Here is a 16983-nt window from a genome sequence, read left to right on the forward strand (position 1 = left end):
TTTTTGGGTTGGGGGGTTGGTTTTTTTTTTTTTTACCCGGGTTTTTTGTTTTTAAAATTCAAGCACCCCGACCCCTTCAAGAGGGACCACTCCCAGTGAACGAAGGCACCACTATCCGCTTACTCCGATCCTACCTACCGATCTTCCTCCCGCTGGAAGAGGTGCCTCAAGAAAGGGCAGTGGCACCATTCTAAGGGGACAGGTAAAACCTGTCCCCACACCTTGCCACCGCAAGTGGTGCCACCCGTAGCCAAGGTACGAAACTGCACGGCATTCCCCGGCGCGAACCATTTTCGTGGATTGGATGAACCAACAAAGCGTCTCGGTATCCTACAATTATCGATAGTGACTAAACCACCGTCTTGAGCACCTGCGAGCTTATGCCCCCATCCAAACAGACAGTCAACACCGCCGGTTCCCGCTCTTACTGCCGGCAGGGGCTGACGCTGCTCGGTTTGTGCCTGCTGGTGAGCGCCTGCGGCGGGGGTGGCGGTGGCGGCAGTGACAACGACACCAACAGCAATGGCAGCGCCAGCGGCCTGGCCGGCTTCCCCGACGGCTTTAGTGTGACTGTATCCGATGCCCCCGGCACCGGCTTTAACGACCCCACACCCGCCGCACCGGTCGGCGGCAACACGGCCGACAGCGTCGGCGCGCAACGCCTGGCGGTGATCAGCGAAGCGACCCGTATCTGGGCCGCGGTGCTGGATATCCGCGTCGATGTCGCCCTCGATATCAGCTTCGAGGCCCTCGAATGCGACAACACATCCGCCGTGGTGGGCGTGGCCAGCCCGGTGTCGGTGTTCCGCAATTTCCGCGGCGCCCCCAAAAACGACACCTGGTATGTATCGGCCCTGGCCAACACCCTGGCCGGTGTCGACCTGGGCCCCGATGAACGGGACATCGAGGCGGTTTTTAACGGCAGCCTGGGCACCCCCGGCTGTCTGGGCGGCGCGAATTTCTACTACGGTTTCGACCGCAATGCCGGCTTCAACCAGATCGACCTGCTGCATATCGTACTGCACGAACTCGGACACGGACTCGGTTTTATCTCCCTGATCGATATCAATACGGGCGGGCTCTTGAACGGCTTCAACGACACCTTTACCGATAATTTGCGCGATGCCGGTTTTGTCCCCTACAGCGCGCTCAGCAACAGCCAGCGCCAGGCCGCAATTACCTCGCAGACCGTCTGGGGCGGCGCCGCGGTCAGCGCCGGCATCGACACCCTGGATTTCGGCGCCGTCAGCGCCGGCGCGGTGACGGCAGTCCCCATGTTCACCCCCGCTACGTTGGACGAGGGCTCGTCTCTAAGTCATTGGGCCGGGACCCTGGCACCTGAGGAACTGATGGAGCCCAACACGCCGCAGTTGGGTGTGCGGCTGCTTTCGGCGCTGGATATCGGCTCGATGTTGGATATGGCCTGGCCCCTGCGGGACGCCGACCAGGACGGCGACGGCCTCAGCAACGAGTGGGAAGTCCTGAACGGTACCAACCCGCGGGTTGCCGATGCCGATCAGGACGGCGATGGCGACACGCTCAGCAATGCCCAGGAACTGGGCTTCGGTACCGCCGCCAACCGGGCGGACAGCGACGGCGACCAGATCGACGACGCCACCGAGCTGCACCGCTACAACACCGATCCCATCAAGGCCGATACGGATGGCGACGGTGTGCCGGATAACCTGGAGCGCTACTCCTCCGGCGGCGCAGCGGGTTTGTAGTGCTCGATAACCAGACCGCCGTCGGGCTGGCGCCGGGCCACCGGCGCACCGCCGAAACGCCCCCGTAAATTGACCTTCTCACCGCCGCCGGCAACCGGTTCCGCAACCAGGCCCGCGTGACTGTGGGTGAGGATATCGCTGATTTTTTTTACCGGCGCATGATCTACCGGCGCATGATCGCCGGTTGCCGCCGGAGGTGCCGGCATCACTGCACCAGCGGTGGCTGGTGTCGATACGCCGGCGTCCGGCGCCGGCGGCTGCGCGGCGCCAGGTGACCCCGCTTCGGTGGCCGGCGGCTGCGACGCAACTATACCAGTGGCTGTGGCGGACGCCGGCGCGGCACCCGGGTGACGATCGCCCCGGTCGACTCGACCCACCAACAGCACCACAGTCAGAGCGGCAATACCAGCCAGCACTAGCGCCAGCCACAACCCGCTAGGCCTCGGATTCGCTGCCATTGCACCTCCCCGCCGCTTCCCAGCAGTCTATTTGCCACAGCATAAATGCCCGCGCCTGTTGCATGGCTTCGGCGCCAACCACTTTTCTCGCCATAACCATACCCTGCACCTGGGCCAGCAAAAAGGCCGCGCCGGCATCGATATCGTAATCGGCTGGCAGTTGGCCCCGCTCCCGCGCCGCCGCCAGTACCGCCGCCAGGCCGGCCTGCAACTGCCCGAGGGTCTCACGCACATAGTCCCGCGCCAGAGCGTCCACCGCGCCGCCCTCCAGCGCTGTGTTCTGGAGCAGGCAGCCCAGCTCCCCAAAACCGGGCGTCAACAGCCGCTCGCCCAGAGTATCGAGGTAGTCGCGCAGACAAACCAGCCCCCGGGCGGGCGCCTGCAACGGCTCGATGGAGGCCTCGAACACCTGCCGGCGATAGCGCTGCAGAGCCTGTTGGAATAGTGTCCTCTTGTCACCAAAGGTGTTGTAGATACTGAATCGGTTGATCCCCAGCCCCGCCACCAGATCGGCCAGTGAGGTGGCGGCATAGCCCTTGCGCCAAAACAGCAGCATGGCAGTGTGTAGTTTCTCCTCCGGCTCGAAGGCAATCGGGCGGGGCATGGCTGGTATCTCCGGTGACCCGTGGCTGGGTGTGGCATTATAGCGCGTATTTGACCAATCGGTTGGATAACCCTATGATAACTAACCGGTCGTTCCGGTGCCAAATCCAAGCCGCCGCGCCCAGAGGATATTCACTATGATCGATCTTTACACATCCCCCACGCCTAATGGCTGGAAAGCCTCTGTGACTTTGGAGGAACTGCAAGTCCCTTACACGGTGATTCCGGTCAGTCTCAGTGACGGCGAGCAGAAGTCACCCCAGTATCTGGCGCTGAACCCCAACGGCCGCATTCCCACCATTGTCGATCGGGACAACGGCGACTTCGCCGTGTTTGAGTCCGGCGCCATTTTGCTCTACCTGGCGGAAAAAACCGGACGGCTGCTGCCGGCCGACGCCAAGGGGCGCTCGCAGGTGACGCAGTGGCTGATGTTTCAGATGGGCGGAGTGGGCCCGATGATGGGCCAGGCGAATGTGTTCTACCGCTACTTCCCGGAAAAAATTCAGGCGGCCATCGACCGCTATCAAAAAGAGTCAAGGCGACTGTTTGAGGTGCTCAATACCCGCCTGGAACACAATGAGTACCTGGCCGGCGACTACAGCATCGCCGATATCGCCAACTGGTGTTGGGTGCGCACCTACGCCTGGTCGGGGGTGGCGGTGGACGACCTGCCCCACCTGCAGCGCTGGATTGACGCTATCGCAGCGCGGCCGGCGGCCATCAAGGGGATTGAAATACCCGGCAAAATCGATGTGGATACAGAGACCTTTGTCAAAGGCGCCCGCAAAATGCTGGTATAGTGCCGCCTGGATACGACGCTGTATCGCGCCACCCACCAGCAGCGCCGTAAGCCCGGTGTCAACGGCGCCGCCAGGCGCGGTGACCAGCCAAGCTCTCAGCCCCGGGCACGGCATCAATAAAGCAGTGTATAAACCTTGCGCTGGTACTCCACCGCCAGCGGGTCCCCTTTGCCCAGGGTGGCAAGTATGTCCATATAAGCCGTCCTGGCGGCCCCATCCTTAAAGCCGATATTTTTGCGCAGGATCGCCAGCAGCGTCTCCAGCGCTTCGCGCTGGTGACCGTTTTGGCTGTATTGCACTCCCAATTGATAGGCCAGTTCAAGATTTTCCGGGTCTTCTTTGAACTGCTGCTCCAGCGCCTCGACTTCCGGCGATCGGGACGCTTCCTGCTTGAGAGTCAGTTGCGCTTTCAGCTGCTGGTACTGGGCGTCCTGATCGGCGAGCTTGATGGTATCGAGCACGGCTTGCGCCTCTTCACAGCGATTCAGCTCCAATAAACATTCGGCATAGGCAAGCGCGATATCGGCCTGTTGCCCGGAGTCTTCCAGCGCCTGTTTGAGCAGCGGCAAGGCCGTGCCGAACTGTGTCTCAGCCATCAAGGTGCGGGCCTGCGCCAACGCCAGGTCCCAGGCATTGGGTAAATACTTTTCCAACATTTCCCGCACTGCCGACTCCGGCTGCGCGCCCATAAAGCCGTCCACCGGCTGGCCATCCTTCAGCAGCATCACCGTGGGCAGGCTGCGCACCCCGAACTGGGCGGCCAGCATCTGCTGCTCATCGGCATTGACTTTCGCCAGCACCAGTTGGTCCTGATATTCACCTGCCAGCTTCTCCAGCACCGGCATCAGCGATTTGCAGGGTGCGCACCAGTCCGCCCAAAAATCCACCATCACCAACTGCTGGTGCGATCCGTCAATCAGGACTTGCTGGGCGTTTTCCTGGGTTATTTCAACAATATTGGAACTCATGCATTCACTCCACTGACCGGCGGGCACTACGTTGCTCTATTAATTGGGGTCAACGGGAAAATTGCAAGTGGCGGCCGGTCAGGGGTTACCGGCGCGGTTGTGATCCGGTTTTTTGGCCTGGCGCAGGGCGTTATCGGCGCGCCTCAGCAGCGCCTGCACACTGGTGTCGCCGCCGTTGATTTCCACCACACCAATATTCAGCGCCAGTGGCGGACTGGGCAACTGGTCGATGCTGCGGGCGGCGCTGCGAATGCGCTGCAAGAAGACCTCGGCGGCCACCAAGTCGGTATCGGGTATCAACAGCCCGAACTCCTCCCCGCCGAGGCGCCCGAAGATATCCGCCTGGCGCACCATATCGCGCGCGACACTGGCAAACTTTATCAGGGTCGCGTCCCTCTCCAAATAGCCGTATTGGTCGTTGATGGCCTTGAGGTGATCGATCTCCAAAATGGCCAGGCACAGCGGCCGTGGGCTTCTCAACCAGCGCGCAAACTCCTGCGCGCACAGTTCCATAAACCGGCGGCGATTGTGGACACCGGTCAGCGGGTCGGTAACCGCCTCGACCTCGAGCCGGCGCCGTGCCAGGATTTCTTCGGTGACATCGATGGCAGTGCCGCGGAAGCCGGCGAAATCGCCGTTGTCACGCCAGCGCGGCACACCGGTGAGGCGGTAGAAACGCACGCTGTCCTCACGCTGGCGATATTCCATCAGCAGGTCGCGAAAGGCGTTGCGCCTGAGCACATAGCGCCGGGCTTTGCGCAACACGGCGGCCGGCACGGCAACCCGGGTATCTTTGAACAGGCTGTTGATGGAGCGACCGATCACCGTCTCCGGCGCCAGTCCGGTCACCTCGAAAAACGCCGGCGATAAATGCGTGAAGCAGTATTCCCGGTTGAACTCCCAGAACCAATCGGCGGCGGAGCGGGCAAAATCCCGCAACTGGTCTCCCTGCTGCGCCAGTTGATTCGATGCCTGCAGCGCCTCCTCGGCAGACCGCGCCAGGGCGGCGATTTCATCCCGACCATGTACCGGCAATTCACAGTTGCCGCCAGCGGCCGGGTTCGCAGTCAGCGCCGCACGAATAACTGCCAGCCGCTCGATGACCCGCCGCCCCGTATACCACCAGCCCCCTATCAGCGCCAGCAGCAGCGCCCCGGCAGCGAGTATCCAACTGATCCAAACCCAGACCCGGTGTTGGCGGGCGACGCGCTCAAATTTGTAGCGGCTTTGGCTATAAATGTATTCCTGGACCGCCGTGGTCAACCCGGTGAGTTCGCGCAAGTCCGCCAACATCTGCCGGTACATATCTGTCAACGCCGCCGAGTCGGACGCTGTCGGCTCTACCCCGCGGCGCTCGGCCCCGAGGTGGGAGGAGCGCAATTGAAACACCAGGTTCGCGCTGGCCAGCACATTCTGGGTGGCGCGGTAGAGTCTGATACTGTCGACCGAGGGCTCACCGCGAACCAGCTCAAAGGTGGTCTGATTCAGCCGCTCGACATGGGCCACCAGGCGGTCGAACAATTCCTCGAGCGTGGCAAATTGGACCGTGCGCAGCAGGCGAACCCCGGTGGTTTCGAGCCGCTCTGCCTCGACCAGGAGCGCATTGGCATAGTCGATACGGACCAGGTCACGGCTGAACAATTCCTCAGTCGCCGCAGCGTAGCGCGCGTGGAAAAACCACGCCAGGGCGCTATTCAGCAAAACCACCAGCACCAGGGACAACAGTGCCAGCGCAATTCGGGTTCTCAAACTGTGGCCAAACACGTTGAATCGATGTCCTTTTTGGCTAGCGGTTCCATATTTCACGAAAAACCCGCCGGTAGTTGACGTCGGGATCAAACACATTGCGCTCACCGCCATGTCGATCGATGTTGGCGCGGTCCACCAGGTAAACCGGCAGGGTATATCCGTCCGGCGACTCGCCGGCAAACAGCCGGTTCAGTTCATCGACCAGAATCCACCCCTGCAACCACAGCGGCTCGGGTATGGTCGCAACCTGGAAGCTGTTCAGGCGAATGCGCAAATAGGCAGAGCGGCTGCCGTCGCCGGCCGAGACGTTCTGAATCTGGTCGCGGGCACCGCCTTTCAGGGCCAGCACCGGCGCGATGGCATCGTAGTAAAGGTCGTTGATGGCGAGGGAGTGGGTCCAGCGCCGGCCAAAGCGGCGCAGCAGGTCATCGGCCACCGCGCGCCCGGCAAAGGCGATCTCCGCCAGCGATATATCCTCCACCGCCAGCAAGTCGCAGTGCTCGCACCGGCGAATGATGGCGGCCAGCAGGTCGGCTTTGCGCCGGGCGATGTCAAATCTGCCATCGGTAAAAATCACCACGCCGGTGGGCTGCCCCGGTGTGCTGTTGACAACCACCGACGCCGCCAGGCGGGCCACCGCCAGATTGTCGGTGGTCACATTCATGGCCACGGGGGTGCCGCTGATAGGGCCGGGATCGGGACCCACGTGCCAGCCGACAACGGGAATCTGCAAACGCTGAAATTGCCTGAGGCAGGACAGGTTGCTGCGGGCATCGACACCGGCCGTCACTAAACCATCCGGCTGCAACGACAGCAGCCGGCGACAGGTGTCAACGTCCGCCAGATCGGCCCCGTGTAAATCGACAACATCCAGCTGCCAGCCGATGGCTTTGACCGCCTCCCTGACCCCCTCGGCCACGCCCAGGATACCGCCGTTGCGAAAATCCTGCGCCAGGTAGAGGATACGCTTGCCCGGGGCGGCGGCGGGACCGCTGCGCGGCCCGCGCCACTGCCTGTCGATCTGGCGGGCATCGACGAGGTCTGCGCGGGACAATGGCGCCGTCTCCGCCGGCGCGTAGGGGGAGGCAACAAGGCCGATAGTCAACAGGACCCTGTAGAGAATACGCGTTGTTATCTTTAATGGTGTCATCTAGACAGTGCGTTTATCCATGGCGCCGACCGCCTTCACCTGAAGTTAAGCACGAAGTGCTGCGTTTGACCATCAACACAACGCCCGGCGATGCATATAGGCTCAACTGCAGGACGAATCTCCCGCCGCAGTTTTTGCCACAGCCCCATGGCGACCGGCACGACACCGACGCCACCCGAAACGGATCGACAGGTGGGTTCAAAGAAATGTCAAACGGATATTGGACCGGACGACAGGCCGGCGCTGCGCCACAACCGATATTGCACGACAGCTGTCACAATACGGGGAAAGAATATGGCGGTGAGGGAGGGATTCGAACCCTCGAAGCCTTTCGACTTACACACTTTCCAGGCGTGCTCCTTCGACCACTCGGACACCTCACCAGCTTGTTCTGTACGACTGCTATCGCGGTTGCCGCTGACATTTTCATTACCGCCAAAGCGTCAGGCGCCGGCACCAGGTATCGATCGATTAAATGGGCCCCGCGAAAGCGGCGCTAACTGTACACAAGTGGTGGGGCAAACGCAACGCCCGGCGGCGGGCACTCCCCTGGAGGCCGGGTTTCGCGAGGCCCCTGATCTCAGGGGTCGCCCCAGTGGCTGAAAAAGTCGGTTACCGCCAAATCGGGTAACGGCCGCTGTGTGCCCACGGGTGTACCCAGATAAACAAAGCCGACGATCTTGTCGCCCTCCTCCAGACCCAGGCCCTGAGCCACCAGTGGGTCATAAGCCATGGAGCCGGTGCGCCAATAGGCACCCACACCCTGGGCATAGGCCGCATTGATCATATTCTGGACAGCAGCGCCGGCCGACAGCAGTTGCTCCAATTCCGGCACCTTCGGATGGGGCCGGCACCGCGCTACCGCCACCAGTACCATGGGCGCGCGCAGGGGTTTATCTGCCACCCGCTGCTTCTGCGCCGCCTCAACGGCGGGGTTGTCGGCCTCCAGCGCCGCCACAAACAACCGCCCGAGCGCATGCCGGGCCTCCCCTTCGATCACCAAAAACCGCCAGGGACGCATATTGGCGTGATCCGCCGCCCGCAAGGCGGCTGCAAAAATAGCCTCAAGCGCTTGTCCCCGGGGTGCCGGGGCGGTCAGCCGCGGACTCGAAACCCGTTGTTGCAATGCCGTCAAGGCATCCATCGTCATAACACCACCCCCATCTTTCGGTTACCGTTCGAATGCCATCGACCGGACACTGAAATGCCGGACGCATCTCCTCCAGCAGCCCATTATCAATAGCATAAAAGCCCGATCGCGCCGGATCATAGGGGCGTTTACTTTTTCGATCAACCTATATTCGCATCTGTCGCACATTTAGACCATACTCGAAATACAGTGGAAAATACCCTGGAATTACCGGGGTTTCTGGTCACACCACAGTGGCAGCCACAACCGGAACAGAGTGAGAGTTCCACACTATGCAGGTGTCCAACGTCGTTGTATTTACGGTGGTAGAGGTTTTTCTTCTGCTCGCGGCCGCGTGCGTTTTACTGCTGGTACGCGCCCGTAATCTCAAACAGATGACCGCCTCCCTGCAACAGCAAGTAAAGCAACTGACAGACGACTTGCGCGCGACTGATTCCGCCCCACAACACCCCCTGCCCGGCAGCTATCGGCAGACCATTGACGAACAGTTGTCACTGACCCGGCACTACCACCGGGGGCTCAATGCCGATCAGGATATCGCCCTCGACCTGAATCCCGAAACACCGCTGCCGCGCCAGATAGCGGCCCTGCGTCACGCCTTCCTGATTGCCGAAAAAGAAGCCCTGCATTCAAGCGCAAACACGGCACCGAGTTGGCCGGTGCTGGAAACCAAACTGCAACAGCTTATTCAGTTCTACACAACAGCGCCCAACACCGGCATCTTAAAAGCGGGCGGCGGCCAGGAAATCGAGCGCATGGCAACTGTCATGGCCATGGTTAAGCGGTTTACCGCCGCGAGTGAGGCGATGCTGCAGGCCTTAGTGACCCTGAAGCAACAAACCGCGTTGCAACCAGACCCAAAGACACCGGGCGGCGGCAGTAGCGCCGATATCGCCGGGACGGAGAAAACACAGGCGCAGTTGCGCTCTTTACAGCAACAGCAGACCGACCTTGAAGCAGCGTATGTGGCACTGTGCAAGCGGTCATGCACATCGGATAAGGGCCTGTAACATGGACAAAAATTGCAAAAACGCGTCTAATACCCATTTTGACCGATTGTCCAACAATGAGAGAATCGGACCCCGAGCCGGGTCGCCGCCGACAGCCGACCCGTCTTATTCAAAAAAACAAAGTCGTTGATATACTAACTTTTTGCCAGTTCTCATGCATGGATAACGAATCGTCAGGTAAGCATAAAAAAAGCACCCGAGTTGTATCGCCACTTTACTTTCGCGTGATACTCATCCTCACCGGCGCCGGTGCCCTGGCCGAGGCCCTGAGTTGGGCCCAACTCAACGCCGGCGCCGCCGCCCTGTGTGTGCTGATGGTAGTTTACACAGTAGCCACGTTGCTGGCGGAAAAAAACGTCGCCGGCGAGCGGATCGAAAAACTGAAAGCCTGGATGGGAAGCGCCGATGCAGGCTTGATCGGTGCGGCGCTGGCAGCAACCGCGTTCAGCCCCCTGCCCTGCATCCTGCTGGTCATCTGCCTGCAGTTTCACGCGCTGCTAAACGGCGGTATGCGACGCTGGGCGCGAGATACGTTAGGCCTGGCAGTCGGCGCCGGGGCGGGCGTATTGATCCAACCTCCGGCCTGGCCGTTGGCCTGGCAGTGGGAATTCAACGCCGTCAGTCTGACCGGGGCGGTGATCTATTTTGTTACCTACGGTCTGTTCCTGTTCGAACGCACCACCGCCCTCAGCCGCCAAAACCAACAACTGCAAAACGAGCAGCACAAATATAAATTGCGGGCCTACAAGCTGTCGCGCTACCTGCCACCGCCGGTCTGGAACGCCGTCAACAAAGGCGACGACAAGGCACTGAAAACCTGCCGCAAACGCCTCACGGTGTTTTTCTCCGATATCAAAGGTTTCAGTCGTTTATCTGAAGAGCTGGAAGCCGAAACCCTTACGGATATCCTCAATACCTACCTCACCGAAATGGCAAAGATCGCCACCCATCATGGCGGTACAATCGACAAATTTATCGGCGATGCCATTATGATTACCTTCGGCGACGGCTCCAACAAGGGCGTAAAAGCCGATGCGCTGGACTGCCTGGCGATGGCCATCGCTATGAAAAAGCGCATGAAGGTGCTGCAACAACAGTGGTACAACCAGGGCGTCGGCAAGCCCTTGCGCATTCGCATGGGCATCAATACCGGCTACTGCACTGTCGGCACCTTCGGTACCAACCACCACCTGGACTACACCGTGCTCGGTACCCACGTCAATCTGGCCAGCCGTCTGGAATCCGCGGCGGAGCCGGGGGAGATACTGATTTCCTACGAAACCTGGTCGCTGGTGAAGGACGTGATTATGTGCCGCGATAAAGGCAATATTCTGGTGAAGGGCTTTAGCTACCCGGTTAAGGTTTACCAGGTGGCCGATTTCCGCAAAGACCTGGGCAAGGAGCAGAGTTATTTCGAGGACAACGCGGAGGGCTTTAACCTCCACCTCGATCTGGAGAAGGTGCGCAATTACGACAAGGAGAGAGTCATCGAATCACTGGAGACCGCCGCCGACAAACTGCGGGAAAAAGTCATTACTTAGGATCGGTCCGAATGGCGGCCCTACTGCCTGACCAGGCGAAAATCCTCCGGTTCACCGCTCTCGTTGCTGCGATAGGGATTGATATCCACCCCGCCGCGCCGGGTATAACGTGCATAAACCGTGAGTTTCTGCGGTTGGCAGCGAGCAGAAATATCCATGAAGATGCGCTCCACACAGTGTTCGTGAAAATCCTGCTGCGAGCGAAAAGAAATAATGTATTTCAGTAAACCCTCGCGATCGATGGCGGCGCCCTGGTATTCGATATAGATGCTGGCCCAGTCAGGCTGCCCGGTGACCGGACAATTGGTTTTCAGCAGGTCGCTGTTGAGGGACTCGTGAACAAAATAGTCGGGCCGATCGCACCTCAGCAGTTCGGGGTTGGGCTGGTAGTCCTGCACCTCGACATCGAGTTGGTCCAGGTTTTCACCCGTGTAGTGCCCGAGACCGCGCTGCAATGCCTGCGCCAGCGGCGTGACCTGGACGATAACGGGGGCGCCCGCCGCCACCGAAAGATCGCTCTCCAGCGTGCTGATCACATCCCTGACGGAATCGAACCGGGTCTGATTGAGCGAGTTCAGGTAGAGCTTAAAGGATTTGGATTCAATAATGGACGGACTCTGGCAGGGAATCCGAAACTCGCCGATCGCTACCTGGGGCTTGCCTTTTTTATCGAGCCAGGACATCTCATAGGCTGTCCATATATCCATGCCGACAAAAGGCAGGGGGTCGCCCTCGATACCCAGCAGTTTTCTGGATTCCTGCCGCGTTATGGGGAACAACAACGACGGTGTGTACTGGGTCACATAATCGGTCTGCTTGCCCAGCTTACTCGAAAGCAAATCATCAGCCATAACAAACTGTCTCGTCCATTGCCAAGTGGGTGTGGTGAGGACCTACGTTTTACACTTTTTTTGAAAAGAGCGCCTGTAAACCCGGACCAACGGCTGTTTCAGGCCCGCAGACGTTTACCACTGTCCAGCAAATGCAGGCTGTAGCTGAACAAAATGACCACGACAATCGCGACCCCGACAAACGCAAAGGTCACATCAATATCGGAGATGCCGAGGATACCGTAACGGAAGGCATTGACCATATACAACACCGGATTCAACATCGACACACCACGCCAGAATTCCGACAACAGGGAGATCGAGTAAAAAACGCCTCCCAAATAGGTCAGCGGCGTCAATACAAAGGTCGGAACAATGGATATGTCATCAAAAGAATTGGCGTACACGGCATTAACAAAACCGGCCAGGGAAAACAGCACCGAGGTCAACAGTACCACCGAGATAACAATCGGCAAGCTGTAAATCTGCAAATCCGTAAAAAACAATGACATACAGGTAACAATCAGCCCCACGGTCATACCCCGCGCCACGCCGCCGCAGACATACCCCAGCAAAATCACATAGTTGGGGGTGGGAGAAACCAGTATTTCCTCAACACTGCGTTGAAACTTGGCACTGTAAAACGATGAGACCACGTTGGAATAGGAGTTGGTGATAACCGACATCATGATCAGGCCCGGCACCACAAACTCCATGTAACTGAAGCCATCCATACTGCCGATGCGCGAGCCGATCAGGGAGCCGAAAATCACAAAATACAGCGACATGGTGATCGCCGGCGGCAGCAGCGTTTGCATCCAGATACGCATAAAACGGTGGACTTCCTTGCGAATGATGGTACTGAATGCCACCCATTGTGCTGATAGATTCACGACATCACCCGCTTACTCTCAGTCGCGGCCGTCGCCTGGTGTTGGTCGATAAGATTGACGAACAATTCCTCTAACCGATTGGCTTTGTTGCGCATACTGATCACATGAATATCGATAGACGACAGACCGGCAAACAATTCGTTGAGTGACTGCCCTTTATCGACTTCCACCTCGAGACAGTGATCATCGACCACCACCGTTTCATACCCCGCCACCTTAGGACAACTGGCGATGGGCTCGCGCGTGTCGAGAATAAAGGTTTCGCGATTCAATGTTTTAAGCAGAGATTTGACGCTGGTGTTCTCCACAATCTGCCCGCGGTCGATGATCGCCACATTCCGGCACAGGCTCTCGGCCTCTTCCAGATAGTGGGTGGTCAGAATAATGGTGGTGCCACTGGCGTTGATTTCCTGTAAGAACGCCCACATCGAGCGCCGCAGCTCGATATCGACACCGGCGGTAGGTTCGTCGAGGATCAACAGCCGCGGCTCGTGCACCAGCGCCCGGGCGATCATCAGCCGCCGTTTCATACCACCGGACAACATGCGGGCGGCATCGGCGCGCTTTTCCCACAACCCGAGCTGTTTCAGGTATTTCTCCGCCCGCTGCCCGGCCAACTCCCGTGGCAGACCGTAGTAACCGGCCTGATTGATGACAATATCCTGCACCCGTTCAAATTGGTTGAAGTTAAACTCCTGCGGGACCACCCCGAGCTGCTGTTTCGCGCCGGATTGATCCCTGTCGATGTCTTTGCCGAAGATACTTACCGCGCCACTGGTTTTTTTAACCAGGGAGCAGATAACACCGATGGTGGTTGATTTACCGGCGCCGTTGGGGCCGAGCAGGGCGAAGAAGTCGCCCGGCTCAACCTCGAGGCTGATCCCTTTAAGGGCTTCAAAGCCCGGGCCCGAAGTACCGGCATAGGTCTTGCGCAGATTCGAAATGGTTAATGCCGATGTCGTCATAGAGCTGTCACGATCAATAAGGTCCTAAAAAAACTACGATCCCGCAATCAGGTGCTGCCAGCAGGCCCCCAATAACCGGACCGCCTGCCGCGGGGGCCCTATTCAACCCCGCCGGGACCAATAATGCAACCACCTCGACACTCGCATACAATAGCCACCACTAATCCCCCGCTCGGCACTCTGTCATGACGACATCCTATCAACTCCATCATCGACAACTCCTGGAAACCCTGGTGACCGCCCTGCAGCAGCAACCGCCGTTCTTGCAGGGCAGCAACAGCACTGAGGACAGCGAATTTATCCAACGGGCTACCGAGCTGCTTAAATTTTCGCCAGGCACCCCGGATTACCTCTATGAGGGCCAATGGCTGATTTGTCGGATCGTCGCCGGCTATCCCCATATAACCCCACTTGTTCCACGGGATTTATTCTGGTTCTTCGGGGGAGATTGCTTGCACTTCATGCCCGATGAGGAAATACAAAAATACCAGACACTGGATGAGCGCCGGGCCGCCGCTGAGGACAGCGACCAGCCGTTCAACTACGCCGAGGAGAGAGCCCGGTTGTTTGGTTTGCACTAGTCAACCGCAGCCTGGCGACAATGCTTTACTCTTTGTATTTCAATGTGTTAACGCTGCCATACCGGTCGGAGAAAGGGGCAAAGAGAGTAAACGGAACGGCGGTAATGGCGCTACCGCCGCCTCTCCCGGCGGCATGGTGCGGGGTCGGCACGGTGCGGGGTCGCGGCACGGTGCGGGGTCGCACGGTGCGGGGTCGCACGGTGCGGGGTCGCACGGTGCGGGGTCGCACGGTGCGGGGTCGCACGGTGCGGGGTCGCACGGTGCGGGGTCGCACGGTGCGGGGTCGGAGTGCTTGAATTTTGACCAGGCTTTTTCTGGTCTAAATTCAAGCACTCCGACCCCCTCGAGGGGTTCCACGTTCACCAACAATGGCACCTATACCACTTGACTCCGACTTCACTTTCTAAGCAACGAAGTGAATTTACGATGGTGGCTTCGTTGGTGGGGAGTGGTCCCATCCCAAGGGGTCGGGGTGCTTGCATCCCAAGGGGTCGGGGTGCTTGCATCCCAAGGGGTCGGGGTGCTTGCATCCCAAGGGGTCGGGGTGCTTGCATCCCAAGGGGTCGGGGTGCTTGCATCCCAAGGGGTCGGGGTGCGATAATAGAAAGGGTGGGGGTGTGTCTTTTTCTATACACCCAACACCCAGCCTCACAAAACCACCCCCCCCCCGACCCCAAACCGCACGACCCCAAACCGCAGTGTCCCCCTTTTCCACTTTTCGCCTTTCTGCCTAGTAGTAGTTAGTAGTTGCGACTTTACGCCAGCACCCGGAAACGCTGTTTTCAACAATCAATGGGTTCGCTATAGTGCATTGAAAACTCGCAAGAGCCTGACCTCCGCCGCCATCTGTGTCCTGAGATCCGGGGCATTCCTGTATAAACGAACGGAGGCCGGTATTCCAGCCCCAGCCTTTAAAAAAACGGAGACACATAATGTCACTCTATGAAAAACTGGGTGGAGAGCCCGCCATCAAAGCCGTGGTTGAAAAGTTTTACGAAAAAGTCCTGGTCGATACGCGCATATGCCATCTTTTCGACAATACCGATATGGAAAGACAACTCGAGAAACAAAAAGCGTTCCTGACGCTCGCTTTTGGCGGACCCAATAACTACACAGGCAAAGACCTCAGAGAAGCGCACAAGCATCTGGACCTGAGCGATATGCATTTTGACGCCGTCAGCGAGTGCCTGCAGGCAACGCTCGAGGAAGTCGATGCGGGCGAGCGGGAAAAAGGTGAAGTGATGGCAATCGTAAAGAGTGTCAGACCCCATGTTTTAAACCGCTAAGGCAGTCACACAACAAGACCGACCGCACTTCACCGTGGTTTTGCGCGCAAAGGACCCGCTGCAAACCAAACACAAGTCAGGGACGCGTTTTCGGCCAAAATACTTTAAAAATCTGCGGGCCAACCGGTTTTTCCGCCGGCCCGCCGCTCAACCTCCTACACCACTACCAAAATAGTCCCGCCAACTATCGTAGCATGTATCTGGTACCCATCTAACCGACAAAAACCTGGACCGACGACGAAAACGTTTGCCACCGACTGCGCCTGGCCATCAAAAATAAATTTTCGTTCAAGAAAGTCCGCCGCAGCGACATCTTATTCTACTACCAGGGAAGCTTTGTCAATAAGCAAAGCGCTTGCGATGCCCTAATCGGTGAAGTATCCGTGGCGCGCCTCTCTTTATTTGTTTATTCATTACTGTTTAACAAAAAATCCACCCGCAGCAAAGATACCCGATGACACTGTATACACTCGACAAAATTGATAAACGGCGGTGATACATCCTTAAAATGCCCGTAAACTATAGACCTCGAGTATAGACAAATAACCAACATGCATTTAACCTGCGACTCTTATTCCGAATCGCGACTACAAACGAACGTTCAAGTGTCATGTTGTAGGTATGGCATTTCAGTTTCGTGTTTATAGCGCCCTATAAACCCATAACGACATAAACACACAACGACAGAGTCTCCATATGTCTACATCGACGGATGACATTACAGCCCTGTTAAAAACCAGTGGCAAGGACCGAAACGAAGCACTGGGAAAAGTCTATGCGGCGGTTTACCAAGAACTAAAACAGATTGCCCGCAAACAACTACAAGGCAGCTGGTCGGTCGACACTATCTCCACCACCGCCCTGGTCAATGAAGCTTATCTGAAGCTGATCAGGCCGCAGCAGCTCGAGGTAAAAGACAAAGCACACTTTTTCGCTCTTGCCGCCACTGCAATGCGGCAAATCATCATTAACTACGCCGAGCAAAAGCAGGCACAGAAACGCGGCGGCGATTGGTTTCAGGTCACCTACAACGAAACGCTGATGCAATCACATCGCAACGCCGAAGAGTTAATTGCGGTGAGCGAAGCTCTGGAAGAAGTACGCGCGCTCGATGACAAGCTTGCCCAAATTATAGAATTGCGCTTTTTTGCCGGTATGACCGAAACGGAGATTTCGGAAGTATTCGGCGTTAACGAGCGCACGGTGCGACGCAACTGGAAAAAGGCGAAGGCCCTGCTGGTACGGGTGCTCAGGCAACCTGCGTAACAGCGGCCC

General features: G+C 58.3%; 16 protein-coding genes and 1 tRNA gene. 7 read left to right on the forward strand and 10 right to left on the reverse strand.

Annotated features, from left to right (window positions below):
* The first annotated feature begins 380 nt into the window (after positions 1-380).
* The gene (locus FKG94_RS27200) at positions 381-1724 is read left to right on the forward strand and encodes a thrombospondin type 3 repeat-containing protein (protein ID WP_142930110.1); all 1344 of its coding nucleotides are present in this window, start codon (positions 381-383) and stop codon (positions 1722-1724) included.
* On the opposite strand, the gene FKG94_RS27205 is transcribed toward FKG94_RS27200, so the two are convergent.
* A complete protein-coding gene (locus FKG94_RS27205; RefSeq protein WP_142930111.1) occupies positions 1694-2182 on the reverse strand; it encodes a hypothetical protein in 489 nt (162 codons plus the stop codon). The two genes, FKG94_RS27200 and FKG94_RS27205, sit on opposite strands and share 31 nt — an antisense overlap.
* Positions 2160-2786 (reverse strand): TetR/AcrR family transcriptional regulator, encoded by a 627-nt coding sequence (locus FKG94_RS27210; protein WP_142930112.1) that lies wholly within the window; start codon positions 2784-2786, stop codon positions 2160-2162. The genes FKG94_RS27205 and FKG94_RS27210 overlap by 23 nt, the downstream gene beginning before the upstream one ends.
* A gap of 136 nt (positions 2787-2922) precedes the next feature.
* On the opposite strand from FKG94_RS27210, the gene FKG94_RS27215 reads away from it, so the two are divergent.
* Entirely contained in the window at positions 2923-3585 is a 663-nt protein-coding gene (locus tag FKG94_RS27215) for a glutathione S-transferase family protein (RefSeq protein WP_142930113.1), read from the forward strand.
* Positions 3586-3698: 113 nt separating this feature from the next.
* Here the strand turns inward: FKG94_RS27215 and trxA are convergent, their stop codons facing one another.
* The 5 genes from trxA to FKG94_RS27240 all read right to left on the reverse strand — a co-directional run bounded on the left by trxA (position 3699) and on the right by FKG94_RS27240 (position 8602).
* The gene (trxA, locus tag FKG94_RS27220; protein ID WP_142930114.1) at positions 3699-4553 is read right to left on the reverse strand and encodes a thioredoxin; all 855 of its coding nucleotides are present in this window, start codon (positions 4551-4553) and stop codon (positions 3699-3701) included.
* Between the two features lie 78 nt (positions 4554-4631).
* Positions 4632-6302, reverse strand: coding sequence for a GGDEF domain-containing protein (locus FKG94_RS27225; protein WP_179957836.1), 1671 nt, complete (start codon positions 6300-6302; stop codon positions 4632-4634).
* Positions 6303-6339: 37 nt separating this feature from the next.
* Positions 6340-7452: a substrate-binding domain-containing protein gene (locus FKG94_RS27230; RefSeq protein ID WP_142930116.1), complete on the reverse strand. Its 1113-nt coding sequence runs from the start codon at positions 7450-7452 to the stop codon at positions 6340-6342.
* Positions 7453-7747: 295 nt separating this feature from the next.
* Positions 7748-7835 (reverse strand) — tRNA-Ser (locus FKG94_RS27235).
* A gap of 197 nt (positions 7836-8032) precedes the next feature.
* Positions 8033-8602, reverse strand: a complete 570-nt coding sequence (locus FKG94_RS27240) for a nitroreductase family protein (protein WP_246125443.1) — start codon at positions 8600-8602, stop codon at positions 8033-8035.
* Positions 8603-8874: 272 nt separating this feature from the next.
* On the opposite strand from FKG94_RS27240, the gene FKG94_RS27245 reads away from it, so the two are divergent.
* Together FKG94_RS27245 and FKG94_RS27250 are read left to right on the forward strand one after the other, a co-directional pair.
* A complete protein-coding gene (locus FKG94_RS27245) occupies positions 8875-9612 on the forward strand; it encodes a hypothetical protein (RefSeq protein ID WP_142930117.1) in 738 nt (245 codons plus the stop codon).
* 158 nt (positions 9613-9770) lie between these two features.
* On the forward strand, positions 9771-11153 hold the full coding sequence (locus FKG94_RS27250) for an adenylate/guanylate cyclase domain-containing protein (RefSeq protein WP_142930118.1): 1383 nt from the start codon (positions 9771-9773) through the stop codon (positions 11151-11153).
* Between the two features lie 20 nt (positions 11154-11173).
* Here FKG94_RS27250 and queF read toward each other — a convergent pair whose 3' ends face one another.
* From queF to FKG94_RS27265, 3 genes are all read right to left on the reverse strand, one after another.
* Positions 11174-12004 (reverse strand): NADPH-dependent 7-cyano-7-deazaguanine reductase QueF, encoded by an 831-nt coding sequence (gene queF, locus FKG94_RS27255; RefSeq protein ID WP_142930119.1) that lies wholly within the window; start codon positions 12002-12004, stop codon positions 11174-11176.
* A gap of 98 nt (positions 12005-12102) precedes the next feature.
* A complete protein-coding gene (locus FKG94_RS27260) occupies positions 12103-12876 on the reverse strand; it encodes an ABC transporter permease (protein ID WP_142930120.1) in 774 nt (257 codons plus the stop codon).
* The gene (locus tag FKG94_RS27265) at positions 12873-13841 is read right to left on the reverse strand and encodes an ABC transporter ATP-binding protein (protein WP_142930121.1); all 969 of its coding nucleotides are present in this window, start codon (positions 13839-13841) and stop codon (positions 12873-12875) included. Before FKG94_RS27265 ends, FKG94_RS27260 begins: the two co-directional genes overlap by 4 nt.
* 185 nt (positions 13842-14026) lie before the next feature.
* Here FKG94_RS27265 and FKG94_RS27270 point away from each other — a divergent pair, with 185 nt between their 5' ends.
* The 3 genes from FKG94_RS27270 to FKG94_RS27285 all read left to right on the forward strand — a co-directional run bounded on the left by FKG94_RS27270 (position 14027) and on the right by FKG94_RS27285 (position 16974).
* Positions 14027-14422, forward strand: a complete 396-nt coding sequence (locus tag FKG94_RS27270) for a PA2817 family protein (RefSeq protein ID WP_142930122.1) — start codon at positions 14027-14029, stop codon at positions 14420-14422.
* Between the two features lie 932 nt (positions 14423-15354).
* The gene (locus FKG94_RS27280) at positions 15355-15708 is read left to right on the forward strand and encodes a group I truncated hemoglobin (protein ID WP_142930123.1); all 354 of its coding nucleotides are present in this window, start codon (positions 15355-15357) and stop codon (positions 15706-15708) included.
* A gap of 696 nt (positions 15709-16404) precedes the next feature.
* Positions 16405-16974, forward strand: a complete 570-nt coding sequence (locus FKG94_RS27285) for an ECF-type sigma factor (RefSeq protein WP_142930124.1) — start codon at positions 16405-16407, stop codon at positions 16972-16974.
* Positions 16975-16983 lie beyond the last annotated feature (9 nt).

Origin of the sequence: Exilibacterium tricleocarpae, assembly GCF_007004655.1 — a bacterium.
Classification (GTDB): domain Bacteria; phylum Pseudomonadota; class Gammaproteobacteria; order Pseudomonadales; family Cellvibrionaceae; genus Exilibacterium; species Exilibacterium tricleocarpae.

Bases quoted from the DNA above. Each gene is read 5' to 3' on its own strand.
- FKG94_RS27240 (WP_246125443.1), bottom strand. From the start codon at position 8,602: ATGACGATGGATGCCTTGACGGCATTGCAACAACGGGTTTCGAGTCCG.
- trxA (WP_142930114.1), bottom strand. From the start codon at position 4,553: ATGAGTTCCAATATTGTTGAAATAACCCAGGAAAACGCCCAGCAAGTC.
- FKG94_RS27285 (WP_142930124.1), top strand. From the start codon at position 16,405: ATGTCTACATCGACGGATGACATTACAGCCCTGTTAAAAACCAGTGGC.
- FKG94_RS27245 (WP_142930117.1), top strand. From the start codon at position 8,875: ATGCAGGTGTCCAACGTCGTTGTATTTACGGTGGTAGAGGTTTTTCTT.
- FKG94_RS27270 (WP_142930122.1), top strand. From the start codon at position 14,027: ATGACGACATCCTATCAACTCCATCATCGACAACTCCTGGAAACCCTG.
- FKG94_RS27230 (WP_142930116.1), bottom strand. From the start codon at position 7,452: ATGACACCATTAAAGATAACAACGCGTATTCTCTACAGGGTCCTGTTG.
- FKG94_RS27200 (WP_142930110.1), top strand. From the start codon at position 381: ATGCCCCCATCCAAACAGACAGTCAACACCGCCGGTTCCCGCTCTTAC.
- FKG94_RS27265 (WP_142930121.1), bottom strand. From the start codon at position 13,841: ATGACGACATCGGCATTAACCATTTCGAATCTGCGCAAGACCTATGCC.
- FKG94_RS27205 (WP_142930111.1), bottom strand. From the start codon at position 2,182: ATGGCAGCGAATCCGAGGCCTAGCGGGTTGTGGCTGGCGCTAGTGCTG.
- FKG94_RS27280 (WP_142930123.1), top strand. From the start codon at position 15,355: ATGTCACTCTATGAAAAACTGGGTGGAGAGCCCGCCATCAAAGCCGTG.
- FKG94_RS27250 (WP_142930118.1), top strand. From the start codon at position 9,771: ATGGATAACGAATCGTCAGGTAAGCATAAAAAAAGCACCCGAGTTGTA.
- queF (WP_142930119.1), bottom strand. From the start codon at position 12,004: ATGGCTGATGATTTGCTTTCGAGTAAGCTGGGCAAGCAGACCGATTAT.
- FKG94_RS27210 (WP_142930112.1), bottom strand. From the start codon at position 2,786: ATGCCCCGCCCGATTGCCTTCGAGCCGGAGGAGAAACTACACACTGCC.
- FKG94_RS27215 (WP_142930113.1), top strand. From the start codon at position 2,923: ATGATCGATCTTTACACATCCCCCACGCCTAATGGCTGGAAAGCCTCT.